Source organism: Enterobacter sp., from assembly GCF_977039595.1.
Genome location: NZ_CDRQYH010000008.1, coordinates 23,833 through 37,396 on the forward strand (window position 1 = coordinate 23,833; position 13,564 = coordinate 37,396).

Annotated in this window: 9 protein-coding genes; 8 read left to right on the forward strand and 1 reads right to left on the reverse strand. The window is 56.3% G+C overall.

The features are described 5' to 3' along the window. Positions 1–174: 174 nt before the first annotated feature. From csrD to tldD, 8 genes are all read left to right on the forward strand, one after another. Positions 175–2,115 (forward strand): RNase E specificity factor CsrD, encoded by a 1,941-nt coding sequence (csrD, locus tag ACWYRJ_RS04400; RefSeq protein ID WP_111964995.1) that lies wholly within the window; start codon positions 175–177, stop codon positions 2,113–2,115. Between the two features lie 282 nt (positions 2,116–2,397). Then, positions 2,398–3,441, forward strand: coding sequence for a rod shape-determining protein MreB (gene mreB, locus ACWYRJ_RS04405; protein ID WP_000913396.1), 1,044 nt, complete (start codon positions 2,398–2,400; stop codon positions 3,439–3,441). 62 nt (positions 3,442–3,503) lie between these two features. Continuing rightward, on the forward strand, positions 3,504–4,520 hold the full coding sequence (gene mreC / locus ACWYRJ_RS04410) for a rod shape-determining protein MreC (RefSeq protein ID WP_455507474.1): 1,017 nt from the start codon (positions 3,504–3,506) through the stop codon (positions 4,518–4,520). Then, entirely contained in the window at positions 4,520–5,008 is a 489-nt protein-coding gene (gene mreD, locus ACWYRJ_RS04415; protein WP_023309399.1) for a rod shape-determining protein MreD, read from the forward strand. Before mreC ends, mreD begins: the two co-directional genes overlap by 1 nt. A 9-nt stretch (positions 5,009–5,017) precedes the next feature. After that, the gene (locus ACWYRJ_RS04420) at positions 5,018–5,611 is read left to right on the forward strand and encodes a Maf family protein (protein WP_111964994.1); all 594 of its coding nucleotides are present in this window, start codon (positions 5,018–5,020) and stop codon (positions 5,609–5,611) included. Next, positions 5,601–7,070: a ribonuclease G gene (gene rng, locus ACWYRJ_RS04425; RefSeq protein ID WP_111964993.1), complete on the forward strand. Its 1,470-nt coding sequence runs from the start codon at positions 5,601–5,603 to the stop codon at positions 7,068–7,070. The genes ACWYRJ_RS04420 and rng overlap by 11 nt, the downstream gene beginning before the upstream one ends. Positions 7,071–7,110: 40 nt before the next feature. Next, entirely contained in the window at positions 7,111–10,914 is a 3,804-nt protein-coding gene (gene yhdP, locus ACWYRJ_RS04430; RefSeq protein ID WP_111964992.1) for an AsmA2 domain-containing protein YhdP, read from the forward strand. 84 nt (positions 10,915–10,998) lie between these two features. Then, on the forward strand, positions 10,999–12,444 hold the full coding sequence (tldD, locus tag ACWYRJ_RS04435) for a metalloprotease TldD (RefSeq protein ID WP_149367559.1): 1,446 nt from the start codon (positions 10,999–11,001) through the stop codon (positions 12,442–12,444). 58 nt (positions 12,445–12,502) lie between these two features. Here tldD and aaeR read toward each other — a convergent pair whose 3' ends face one another. Next, complete coding sequence (gene aaeR / locus ACWYRJ_RS04440; RefSeq protein WP_023616809.1) at positions 12,503–13,429, reverse strand: HTH-type transcriptional activator AaeR; 927 nt, start codon at positions 13,427–13,429, stop codon at positions 12,503–12,505. Between the last annotated feature and the right edge of the window lie 135 nt (positions 13,430–13,564).

Consider the following 13,564-nt stretch of genomic DNA (forward strand, 5'->3'; position numbering starts at 1 on the left):
CTCGACTCATATGATTGGAAAATAATTTCTGAAGACTATACTCGCTCAGGGAAACGCGGTGCCGATTTAACGCAATAAATTGCCAGATACACCCGATTTGGTAGTATGCCGCATTTGAAATGCAAGTTAGCGCTTACTCGCTATCCCCCATCAACCCACGGAGTAATCTCAAGGATGCGATTAACGACGAAGTTCTCAGCTTTTATCACCTTGCTGACGGGGCTTACCATTTTTGTCACCCTTCTGGGCTGCTCTCTCAGCTTTTACAACGCCATTCAGGACAAACTGGTCAACCGGGTACAGTCTGTCGCGTCGGTGATTGATACGCGTCTGCTAACGACGCCGCTACCAACGCTTACCAGTGAGCTTGATGAGTTGATGGTACCTGTTGATATTGTTCAGATCGACATTCAGCAGGGAAAGCATCGTGTTTTAAGCCATGAACGGCCGGGGAGCTATCGACCTGCGGGCGTGGTGAGCCAGTATCGGGAAGTAACGGTGCATTCCCTCAAAAATCCAGGGATGACCATACGCATGGTCTATCTCGATCCGATGGCCAGCTATTTCCGATCCATGATGACCACCGCGCCGCTCACCGTCGCGGTGGCGTTTATCGTCCTGCTGATCTTTCTCGCGGTCCGCTGGCTGCGCCGCCAGCTCTCCGGCCAGGAGCTGCTGGAGATGCGCTCCGTACGTATCCTGAACGGTGAACGCGGCCCGCAGGTTCGTGGCTCAGTCCACGAGTGGCCTTCACGCGCCAGCAGCGCGCTGGATACCTTGCTCTCCGAAGTCCAGTTTGCCAGCGACCAGCGCAGCCGTATGGATACGCTGATCCGCTCTTATGCTGCGCAGGATAATAAAACTGGCCTTAACAATCGTCTTTTCTTTGATAATCAGCTGGCCACGCTGCTCGACGATTCAGAAAAAGTGGGGACACATGGGGTAGTGATGATGATTCGCCTGCCCGATTTCGATCTCCTGCGCGACACCTGGGGACAGCGGGCCGCGGAAGAAAATCTCTTTACGCTAATCAACCTGCTCTCCACCTTTATTATGCGCTACCCGGGCGCATTACTGGCCCGCTATCACCGCAGTGACTTTGCCGTGTTACTGCCGCACCGTACGCTGAAGGAGTCGGAAAGCATCGCCAGCCAGCTGCTGAAGGCGGTGGATGCGCTGCCGCAGAGCAAAATGCTCGACAGGGACGATATGGTCCATATGGGGATCTGCGCCTGGCGTGGCGGACAATCGACAGAACAGGTAATGGAACATGCGGAAGCCGCTACCCGCAACGCTGTCTTACAGGGGGCGAACGGATGGGCGGTGTATGATGACTCGCTGCCGGAAAAAGGGCGCGGCAACGTGCGCTGGCGAACGCTGATTGAGCAAATGCTTAGCCGCGGCGGACCGCGTATTTATCAAAAACCCGCGGTGATGAAAAACGGCAATGTTCATCACCGTGAACTGATGTGTCGTATTTTTGACGGTACCGAAGAGGTCATCTCTGCGGAATATCTGCCGATGGTGCTGCAATTTGGGCTGTCCGAAGAGTATGACCGCCAGCAAATTACCCGGCTGATTCCGTTTTTATCCTTCTGGCCTGAAGAAAACCTGGCGTTACAGGTCACCGTTGAGTCGTTAATACGCCCACGTTTTCAGCGCTGGCTACGTGATACATTAATGCAATGCGAAAAATCACAGCGCAAACACATTATTTTTGAACTTGCTGAGGCCGATGTAGGTCAACACATCAGCCGGTTACGTCCGGTGGTACGTTTGATCAATGCGCTCGGTGCGCGTGTAGCGGTGACGCAGGCTGGTTTAACGCTGGTCAGTACCAACTGGATCAAGGAACTGGATGTGGAGTTATTAAAGCTACATCCGGGGCTGGTAAGAAATATTGAGAAGCGTACCGAAAACCAGCTTCTGGTACAGAGTCTGGTAGAAGCATGCAAGGGAACGCGAACACAAGTGTTTGCCACGGGCGTGCGCTCCAGAAGCGAATGGCAGATGTTAACAGCGCGCGGCGTGATGGGTGGTCAGGGGGATTTTTTTGCTGCCTCTCAACCGCTTGACACCAACGTGAAAAAATATTTGCAAAGATACTCTGTTTGACCTGCCGTTTACGCTGTTTTCACGTAGAATATCGCGCCTGTAGCTTTGAGTATGTCGAGCAAAAAGCCAGTGAACGACCTTTAATGGGTTACAAACGTCAGTGGGGAACGCAACTGTTTACTCAGCCCTGAAGGAGTCAGGGGATGATTTTGTAACATCAGGAAACGTACTGCATAAATTTTCACCGTTGCAGATGATTTTTGCGCCTTGTCGCTGCTGCGTGTGGTTGGTAAAGTAAGCGGATTTTGTTTTCCGCCCCAGCTTTCAGGATTATCCCTTAGTATGTTGAAAAAATTTCGTGGCATGTTTTCCAATGACCTGTCCATTGACCTGGGTACCGCGAATACCCTTATTTATGTAAAAGGACAAGGCATCGTATTGAATGAGCCTTCCGTTGTGGCCATTCGTCAGGATCGTGCAGGCTCGCCAAAAAGCGTGGCCGCAGTGGGTCATGACGCGAAGCAGATGCTGGGTCGTACCCCTGGCAACATCGCCGCTATCCGCCCAATGAAAGACGGCGTTATCGCCGACTTCTTCGTGACTGAAAAAATGCTTCAGCACTTCATCAAGCAGGTTCACAGCAACAGCTTCATGCGTCCAAGCCCGCGTGTTCTGGTGTGTGTACCGGTTGGCGCAACCCAGGTAGAACGTCGCGCAATCCGTGAATCTGCCCAGGGTGCAGGTGCGCGTGAAGTGTTCCTGATTGAAGAGCCAATGGCGGCGGCAATCGGTGCAGGTCTGCCTGTGTCTGAAGCGACCGGTTCCATGGTGGTGGATATCGGTGGTGGTACCACTGAAGTGGCCGTTATCTCTCTGAACGGCGTGGTGTACTCCTCTTCCGTACGTATCGGTGGTGACCGCTTCGACGAAGCCATCATTAATTATGTGCGCCGTAACTACGGCTCTCTGATCGGTGAAGCCACCGCAGAGCGTATCAAACATGAAATCGGCTCTGCGTATCCGGGCGATGAAGTGCGTGAGATCGAAGTACGTGGCCGTAACCTGGCTGAGGGTGTTCCACGCGGTTTCACCCTGAACTCCAACGAAATTCTGGAAGCACTGCAGGAACCACTGACGGGCATCGTGAGCGCGGTAATGGTCGCGCTGGAACAGTGTCCACCAGAGCTGGCGTCCGATATCTCCGAGCGCGGTATGGTTCTGACCGGTGGTGGTGCGCTGCTGCGTAACCTCGACCGCCTGTTAATGGAAGAGACAGGTATTCCTGTCGTAGTTGCAGAAGATCCACTGACTTGCGTCGCCCGTGGTGGTGGCAAGGCGCTGGAAATGATCGACATGCACGGCGGCGATTTGTTCAGCGAAGAGTAGTCGAGTTTGAGAGGGTAGCAATTTGCTACCCTTTCTCTCTGACGCGAGAATACGCATAGCCTATGAAGCCAATTTTTAGCCGTGGCCCATCGCTACAGTTTCGCCTCATTCTGGCGGTTCTGGTTGCGCTTGGGGTCATTATTGCCGATAGCCGCCTCGGTACGTTCAGCCAGATCAGAACGTACATGGATACCGCCGTCAGTCCTTTCTACTTTGTTTCAAATGGTCCCCGTGAACTGCTCGACTCCGTTTCTCAAACGCTGTCTTCGCGTGACCAACTCGAACTCGAAAACCGGGCATTACGTCAGGAACTGTTGCTGAAAAACAGCGAACTGCTGATGCTGGGGCAATACAAGCAGGAAAACGCGCGCCTGCGTGAACTGCTCGGCTCGCCGCTGCGTCAGGATGAGCAGAAAATGGTCACGCAGGTGATCTCCACCGTGAACGACCCCTATAGCGATCAGGTTGTGATCGACAAAGGCAGCGTGAACGGGGTGTATGAAGGCCAGCCAGTTATCAGCGATAAAGGCGTAGTAGGCCAGGTTGTTGCCGTGGCTAAACTGACCAGCCGCGTGCTGCTGATTTGCGATGCCACGCATGCGCTGCCGATCCAGGTCCTGCGCAACGACATCCGCGTGATCGCGGCCGGTAACGGCTGTACGGACGACCTGCAGCTGGAACACCTGCCGGCTAACACGGATATCCGCGTAGGCGACGTGCTGGTGACGTCTGGTCTGGGTGGACGCTTCCCTGAAGGTTATCCGGTTGCGGTGGTCTCTTCCGTCAAGCTGGATACCCAGCGTGCCTATACCGTGATTCAGGCGCGTCCAACTGCTGGTTTGCAGCGTCTGCGCTATCTGCTGCTGCTGTGGGGGGCCGATCGTAACGGGGCTAACCCGATGACGCCTGAAGAGGTCCATAGCGTAGCAAACGAGCGCCTGATGCAGATGATGCCGCAGGTTCTTCCGCCTGCGGATTCCATGGGGCCGCCTGCGCCAGTCCCGGCGCCGGCAACCGGGTTAACGCAGCCGCTGCCGGATGCGCCGCCACCGCCTAAACTCTCTTCGGGAGGGCAGTAGTGGCAAGCTATCGTAGCCAGGGACGCTGGGTCATCTGGCTCTCGTTTCTTATTGCACTGTTACTGCAGGTTATGCCCTGGCCGGATGACATTCTCGTTTTCCGGCCAAACTGGGTATTGCTCATTTTACTCTACTGGATCCTTGCCCTGCCGCATCGCGTAAATGTCGGCACGGGTTTCGTGATGGGTGCCATACTGGATCTCATTAGCGGCTCTACGCTTGGCGTGCGCGCCTTGTCCATGAGCATTATTGCGTACCTCGTCGCACTCAAATTCCAGCTCTTCCGTAACCTTGCGCTCTGGCAACAGGCCCTGGTTGTGATGTTGTTGTCGCTCGCTGCGGATATCGTTGTTTTCTGGGCAGAGTTTTTAGTGATCAACGTCTCTTTCCGACCGGAAGTGTTCTGGAGTAGTGTAGTAAACGGTGTGCTCTGGCCATGGCTATTCCTGCTGATGCGTAAGGTTCGCCAGCAGTTTGCTGTGCAATAAAAGGTTTCTATGACGTCTTTGTATCTCGCTTCCGGCTCCCCGCGCCGTCAGGAACTCCTGACGCAGCTAGGCGTCTCTTTTGAACGCATCGTGACCGGCATTGAAGAAAAACGTGCTGAGGGCGAAAGTGCTCAACAGTACGTGTCACGTCTGGCGCGGGAGAAAGCGCAGGCGGGCGTGGCCAGTGTGCCACGCGATCTTCCCGTGCTGGGGGCAGATACCATCGTTATCCTGAACGGTGAAGTGCTGGAGAAACCGCACGACGCCGATCATGCAGCGCGCATGCTGCGCAAGCTGTCCGGACAAACGCATCAGGTGATGACGGCCGTCGCGCTGGCTGACAGCCAGCACGTGCTGGACTGCCTGGTGGTGACGGAAGTGACCTTCAGAGTACTTACCGACGACGACATCGCCGCTTATATTGCCAGCGGTGAACCGATGGATAAAGCAGGTGCATACGGTATTCAGGGGCTGGGTGGCTGTTTTGTCAGGAAGATTCATGGCAGCTATCACGCCGTAGTCGGCTTACCGCTGGTGGAAACGTATGAGTTGCTGAGCAATTTTAACTCACTGCGTGAGGGAAGGGATAATTATGACGGCTGAATTGTTGGTAAACGTAACGCCCTCGGAAACCCGTGTGGCCTATATTGATGGTGGCATTCTTCAGGAAATTCATATTGAGCGTGAAGCGCGGCGCGGAATAGTAGGCAATATCTACAAAGGTCGTGTCAGTCGTGTACTACCGGGTATGCAGGCGGCTTTTGTAGATATTGGACTCGATAAGGCGGCATTTTTACATGCCTCCGATATCATGCCGCACACCGAGTGCGTCGCGGGCGAAGAGCAAAAGCAGTTTGCCGTACGCGACATTTCTGAACTGGTGCGTCAGGGACAGGATCTGATGGTGCAGGTGGTGAAAGATCCCCTCGGTACCAAAGGCGCTCGTCTGACCACCGACATCACCTTACCTTCCCGCTATCTGGTCTTTATGCCCGGCGCGTCGCACGTGGGCGTTTCGCAGCGTATTGAGAGTGAAACCGAGCGCGAGCGTCTGAAGAAAGTGGTCAGCGCCTACTGCGATGAACAGGGCGGATTTATCATCCGTACCGCCGCGGAAGGGATCAGCGAGGAAGACCTGGCGTCGGATGCGGCTTACCTGAAGCGCGTCTGGACAAAAGTGATGGAGCGTAAAAAACGCAACCAGACCCGCTATCAGCTTTATGGTGAGCTGGCGCTGGCGCAGCGCGTTCTGCGTGACTTTGCCGACGCGCAGCTCGACCGCATTCGCGTGGACTCTCGTCTGACGTACGAGGCCCTGCTCGAGTTTACCGCCGAATATATCCCTGAGATGCCTGGCCTGCTGGAGCACTACACCGGGCGTCAGCCGATCTTCGATCTCTATGATGTCGAAAACGAGATCCAGCGTGCCCTGGAGCGTAAGGTCGAGCTGAAGTCAGGCGGCTATCTGATCATCGATCAGACCGAAGCGATGACTACCGTCGATATCAACACCGGCGCTTTTGTCGGTCATCGCAACCTGGATGACACCATCTTCAACACCAACATCGAAGCCACTCAGGCCATTGCGCGCCAGCTTCGTCTGCGCAATCTGGGCGGCATTATCATTATCGACTTCATCGATATGAGTAATGAAGACCACCGTCGCCGCGTGCTGCACTCGCTTGAGCAGGCGCTGAGCAAAGACCGCGTGAAAACCAGCATTAACGGCTTCTCACAGCTGGGGCTGGTGGAAATGACGCGTAAGCGTACCCGCGAGAGCGTGGAGCATGTGCTGTGCAATGAATGCCCAACCTGCCATGGACGCGGAACGGTAAAGACGGTTGAGACCGTCTGCTACGAAATTATGCGTGAAATCGTCCGTGTTCATCATGCCTACGACTCCGATCGTTTTCTGGTCTATGCTTCCCCTGCGGTGGCTGAAGCGCTGAAAGGCGAAGAGTCACACGCGCTGGCGGAAGTGGAAATCTTTGTCGGCAAACAGGTAAAAGTACAAATTGAACCGCTCTATAACCAGGAGCAGTTTGACGTCGTAATGATGTAAGCGCAGTACGCTGCGTGACGAAGCTGACAAGGAGAGATGCGTGAGGCGATTGCCGGGGATTTTATTGCTTACAGGGGCAACGCTGGTCGTGATTGTCGCGTTGCTCGTGAGCGGGCTACGCCTCGTTTTACCGCATCTGGACAGCTGGCGTCCGCAGCTGCTGGCGAAAATCGAATCCACCACCGGCGTGCCGGTGAACGTAAGTCAGGTTAGCGCTAACTGGCAGAATTTTGGCCCGACGCTCGATGTCCGTGATATCAACGCCAGCCTGAAAGATGGCGGCTACCTGAAAATCAAACGCGTGACCCTGGCGCTGGACGTCTGGCAAAGCCTGCTGCATTTGCGCTGGCAGTTTCGCGATCTCACCTTTTATCAGCTTCAGTTTCTGACCAATACGCCGCTGTCTGGCGGCGATAGCGGTCAGGGTCTTGAAGCTAACCGCTTCAGCGATCTTTTCCTCCGCCAGTTCGATCATTTCGATCTGCGCGACAGCGAAGTGAGCTTTATTACCCTTTCCGGGCAGCGCGCCGAGCTGGCGATCCCGCAGCTTACCTGGCTTAACGGTAAGGATCGGCACCGCGCCGAGGGGCAGGTCAATCTCTCAAGCCTGAACGGCCAGCACGGCGTGATGCAGGTACGCATGGATCTGCGTGACGATGACGGCCTGTTAAATAACGGCAAAGTCTGGCTTCAGGCCGACGATGTGGACGTCAAGCCGTGGCTTGGCGACTGGCTCCAGCAAAACATGCAGCTGGAAACGGCCCGCTTCAGCCTTGAGGGCTGGTTGACCCTGACGAAAGGCGAATTTGCCAGCGGTGATATCTGGCTCAAGCAGGGGGGCGCGAGCTGGAAAGGCGAAAAACAACAGCATCAGCTTTCCGTCGATAACCTCACCGCGCACGTGACGCAGGAGAAAGAGGGCTGGCAGTTTGCCATTCCCGATACGCGCATCACGATGGACGGCAAGCCGTGGCCGCGCGGTGCGCTGACGCTGGCCTGGATGCCGGAGCAGGACGTTGGCGGCACGGCCAGTAAACGCAGCGACGAGCTGCGCATCCGTGCCAGTAACCTGGATTTGGCCGCCATTGAAGGGCTACGCTCGATGGCGGCAAAGCTCTCTCCTGACCTGGGCGAGATCTGGCTGGCTACGCAGCCGAGCGGAAAGATAGATTCTCTGGCGCTGGATATCCCACTTCAGGCGACCGAAAAAACCCGTTTCCAGGCGACATGGAAAGATCTTGCCTGGAAGCAGTGGAAGCTGCTGCCGGGGGCGGAGCACTTTAGCGGCAAGCTGGAAGGCAGCGTGGAGAACGGCAGGCTGACGGTTGATATGCACGACGCCAAAATGCCTTACGAGACGGTCTTCCGTGCGCCGCTGGAAATCGAACAGGGCAACGCAGTGCTTAACTGGCTCCGTAACGATAAGGGTTTCCAGCTCGATGGCCGGCATATCGACGTCAAAGCGAAAGCGGTGCACGCGCGCGGCGATTTTCGCTATCTGCAGCCTGAAGGCGATGAGCCATGGCTGGGGATTCTGGCCGGGATCAGTACCGATGATGGCTCCCAGGCCTGGCGCTATTTCCCTGAAAACCTGATGGGGAAAGCGCTGGTAGACTATCTCAGCGGCGCGATTCAGGGCGGTCAGGCGGATAATGCCACGCTGGTCTACGGCGGTAATCCCCATCTGTTCCCGTACAAACACAATGAAGGTCAGTTCCAGGTTCTGGTCCCGCTGCATGACGCTACCTTCGCGTTCCAGCCGGGCTGGCCCGCGCTGAAAAAGCTGGATATCGAACTTAATTTCCTCAATGACGGACTCTGGATGAAGTCCGACAGCGTGGCGCTGGGCGGCGTGACGGCCAGCAATCTGACGGCCAACATCCCGGATTACTCCAAAGAGAAGCTGCTGATTGATGCCGAGATCAACGGTCCCGGTAAGGCGGTAGGACCGTACTTTGAGGAGACGCCGCTGAAAGAGTCACTGGCGGCGACGCTTCAGCAGCTGCAGCTTGATGGCGATGTGAATGCTCGCTTACATCTTGATATCCCGCTGGACGGAGAGATGACCACCGCCAAAGGTGATGTCCGCCTGAAGAATAACAGCCTGTTCATCAAACCCCTTGAAAGCACGCTGAAAAATCTCAGCGGGCAGTTCAGCTTTGAGAACGGTAACCTGAAGAGCGAGCCGCTTACTGCCAGCTGGTTTAATCAGCCCGTGAATATCGACTTCACGACCACAGAGGGTGAAAAGGCTTATCAGGTGGCCGTCAATCTGGACGGTAACTGGCAGCCAGCGCGTATGGACGTCCTGCCGAAGCCCATTGAGGCGTCGGTGGATGGCGCGGTCGCCTGGCAGGGTAAAGTGGCAATCGACCTGCCTTATCACGCGGGAGCCCAGTATAAGGTCGACATCACGGGTGACCTGAAGAATATTCGAAGCCAGCTGCCAGCGCCGCTGGATAAACAGGCCGGACAGCCGCTGCCGGTAAAGCTGAACGTCGATGGCAACCTGAACAGCTTCGCACTGACCGGCAGCGCGGGCGGGACAAACCACTTCAACAGCCGCTGGTTGCTTAACCGCAAGCTCACCCTCGACAAAGCCATCTGGACAACGGATAGCCGCTCCACGCCGCCGCTGCCGGAGCAGACGGGCGTTGAGCTGAATCTCCCACCGATGGACGGTGCAGAGTGGCTAGCGCTGTTCCAGAAAGGCGTTGGGCAAAACGTTGATGAAACCGCCCAGTTCCCGCAAACCATTACCGTACGTACGCCTTCGCTGATGCTGGGCGGGCAGCAGTGGAACAACCTGAGCATCGTCTCGCAGCCTGGCGCTAACGGCACGAAGGTAGAGGCCCAGGGCAGAGAGATCAACGGTACTTTGACCATGCGCAATCACGCGCCATGGCAGGCGGCGATTCGCTATCTCTACTACAACCCGGCAAGCGCCACGAGCGGGAAAGATAAACCGGCGGAAGCGTCTCCGCTGAGTAATGCCTCCCGCGTCGATTTTAGCGGCTGGCCCGATCTCCAGCTGCGCTGCGCTGAGTGCTGGCTGTGGGGGCAGAAATATGGCCGTATTGACGGTGATTTCACTATTCAGGCCAACACGCTTACGCTCTCCGGTGGCCTGGTTGATACCGGCTTTGGCCGCATGACGGCCGCAGGGGAATGGGTGAATAACCCGGGCGAACAGCGAACGTCCCTCAAGGGTGACATTAAAGGCAACAAGCTGGATGCGGCAGCCAATTTCTTTGGTATCAGCACGCCGCTGCGCGGCTCGTCATTTGACGTCGATTACGATCTTCACTGGCGTGACGCTCCGTGGAAGCCGGATGAGGCCTCGCTGAACGGCATTCTGAAAACCCACTTTGGTAAAGGTGAGATCGCCGACGTGAGCACGGGGCGCGCCGGGCAGATCCTGCGCCTGCTGAGTTTTGATGCGCTGCTGCGCAAGCTGCGCTTCGATTTCAGCGATACGTTCAGCGAAGGTTTCTACTACGATTCCATCCGCAGTACGGCATGGATTAAGGACGGCGTTCTGCATACGGACGATACTCTGGTGGATGGCCTGGAAGCGGATATCGCCATGAAAGGCTCGGTCAACCTCGTGCGCCGCGAACTGGATATGGAAGCCGTGGTGGCACCGGAAATTTCCGCGAGCGTGGGCGTTGCGGCGGCCTTTGTGGTGAACCCGATTGTCGGTGCGGCGGTGTTTGCCGCCAGCAAAGTGCTGGGGCCGCTGTGGAGCAAGGTCTCCATTCTGCGCTACCGCATTACCGGTCCGGTCGATAAACCGCAGATTAACGAGGTGCTGCGCCAGCCGCGCAAAGATGCACAGCAATGATTTGACGTGGGCAGGTAATTGCCTCACTCTCAATAAATACGATCTTTATACCGCCACGGGCGGCAACGAACGAGTAGCAATACGATGAGTCTGAACCTGGTAAGTGAACATTTGCTCGCAGCGAACGGCCTGAATCATCAGGACCTGTTCTCCATTCTTGGTCAACTGACCGAACGCCGTCTCGACTACGGCGACCTTTATTTCCAGTCGAGCTATCACGAATCCTGGGTTTTAGAAGACAGCATCATTAAAGATGGCTCTTACAACATCGACCAGGGCGTCGGCGTCCGCGCCGTCAGCGGCGAGAAAACCGGTTTTGCCTATGCCGATCAGATTAGCCTGGCTGCACTTGAGCAGAGCGCGCAGGCCGCGCGTACCATTGTGCGTGATACCGGCGATGGTCGCGTGAAAACCCTTGGAGAAGTGCAGCACTCTGCGCTCTATACCAGCATCGATCCTCTGCAAAGCATGAGCCGTGAAGAGAAGCTGGATATCCTGCGTCGCGTGGACAAAGTCGCCCGTGCGGCGGATAAACGCGTGCAGGAAGTTTCAGCCAGCCTGAGCGGTGTGTATGAACTGATTCTGGTGGCGGCAACGGACGGCACTCTGGCGGCAGACGTTCGCCCGCTGGTACGTCTCTCCATCAGCGTGCAGGTCGACGATGATGGTAAGCGCGAGCGCGGCTCAAGCGGTGGCGGCGGTCGTTTCGGCTATGACTGGTTCCTGGGCGACGTTGACGGTGAAGCGCGCGCTGACGCGTGGGCAAAAGAAGCCGTGCGCATGGCGCTGGTGAATCTGAATGCCGTCGCGGCGCCGGCGGGCTCATTCCCGGTGGTACTGGGTGCTGGCTGGCCGGGCGTGCTGCTGCACGAGGCGGTAGGCCACGGCCTGGAAGGCGACTTTAACCGTCGCGGGACGTCGGTCTTCAGCGGTCAGATCGGGCAGCTTGTCTCCTCTGAACTGTGCACCGTGGTGGATGACGGCACCATGCTTGACCGTCGCGGCTCGGTGGCTATCGACGATGAAGGTACGCCCGGCCAGTACAACGTGCTGATCGAAAATGGCGTGCTGAAAGGCTACATGCAGGACAAACTCAACGCGCGCCTGATGGGCGTCGCGCCGACGGGCAACGGACGCCGTGAATCTTACGCGCATCTGCCGATGCCGCGTATGACCAATACCTACATGCTGCCGGGTAAATCCACGCCGCAGGAGATTATCGAATCCGTAGATTACGGTATCTTTGCGCCTAACTTTGGCGGCGGCCAGGTGGACATTACCTCCGGTAAGTTTGTCTTCTCTACTTCAGAAGCGTACCTGATCGAGAAGGGCAAAGTGACCAAAGCGGTGAAAGGTGCGACGCTGATTGGCTCCGGTATTGAAGCCATGCAGCAGATCTCGATGGTCGGTAACGATCTGAAACTGGATAACGGCGTGGGCGTCTGCGGTAAAGAGGGCCAGAGCCTGCCGGTTGGCGTGGGCCAGCCAACGCTGAAAGTGGACAACCTGACGGTGGGCGGCACGGCGTAAGTTTTCCCGTCACTCTAACCCTCTCCCAAACCGGGAGAGGTGTCTCGAATTACAAAACCTATTCTTTCCTTCTTCCCCGCATCCCCTGAAACAGCTCTGCTACGTCCACAAAATACTCGGTCAGATAGTTAATACACACCTGCACCTTTAGCGGGAGTTTGTCTTTTTCGGTATACAGGGCGTACACCGGACGCGGATCGGACTGGTAGCGCGGGAAGAGGATCTCAAGCACGCCGCTGTTGATCTCGTTGATCACCCACATTAACGGCACGTAGGCAATCCCGGCGCCGGCCACCAGCCAGCGCGAAATGGTCATCGGATCGTTAGTGACAAATCGCCCTTCCGGCAGCAGTTTGGTGGAGATCCCTTCCGGGGCAATCAGCTCAAATTCATTGTCGGGCCGCACGCTGTATTCCAGCCACGAGTGGTTGGTGAGATCGGCGGGTTTCTCCGGAACACCGTACTGGGCCAGATAGCTCTTGGAAGCGCAGACGACCATCGGCATGCTGCCCAGCCGACGCGAGAACAGGCTGGAATCCTGCAGCGCGCCGACGCGGATCACCACGTCCAGACCGTCGGCAATCAGGTCCGGTGCCGGGATACCCGTCACCAGATTAACGGTAAGCCCGGGATACTCTTTCAGCATATCCGCCGTCATGGCAGCGAGAACATTTTGTGCCATAGTTGAAGAACACCCGATGCGCAGCGTGCCGATGGGGGTGTTGTTGAAGGCGTAGAGCTGTTCGTGAACATCCTGCACTTCCAGCAGCATACGGCGACAGCCCTGATAGTAAATTTTGCCCGCTTCCGTCAGGCCAATGCTGCGGGTGCTACGGTTGAGCAGCTTGACCTGAAGCTCATCTTCCAGTTTGGACACCGTCTGGCTGATGGATGAGACGCTCATCTGAAGCTGGCGTGCAGCGGCGGTAAAGGAGCCCAGTTCAACCACTTTGGCGAAGACCGACATGCGTTTTAAACGTTCCATTGTTCACTCTGGCTTAAAAGTGATTTAGATCACATATTATAGATAACAGCATAACAGTTACGTTAATATATTATTTATTACATAACGGCTGCGCCATTCTCGCCCGGCGTTTCTTGCTCTCCTGCGATGGCGCGC

Bases quoted from the DNA above. Each gene is read 5' to 3' on its own strand.
- csrD (WP_111964995.1), top strand. From the start codon at position 175: ATGCGATTAACGACGAAGTTCTCAGCTTTTATCACCTTGCTGACGGGG.
- mreB (WP_000913396.1), top strand. From the start codon at position 2,398: ATGTTGAAAAAATTTCGTGGCATGTTTTCCAATGACCTGTCCATTGAC.
- mreC (WP_455507474.1), top strand. From the start codon at position 3,504: ATGAAGCCAATTTTTAGCCGTGGCCCATCGCTACAGTTTCGCCTCATT.
- ACWYRJ_RS04420 (WP_111964994.1), top strand. From the start codon at position 5,018: ATGACGTCTTTGTATCTCGCTTCCGGCTCCCCGCGCCGTCAGGAACTC.
- rng (WP_111964993.1), top strand. From the start codon at position 5,601: ATGACGGCTGAATTGTTGGTAAACGTAACGCCCTCGGAAACCCGTGTG.
- tldD (WP_149367559.1), top strand. From the start codon at position 10,999: ATGAGTCTGAACCTGGTAAGTGAACATTTGCTCGCAGCGAACGGCCTG.
- aaeR (WP_023616809.1), bottom strand. From the start codon at position 13,429: ATGGAACGTTTAAAACGCATGTCGGTCTTCGCCAAAGTGGTTGAACTG.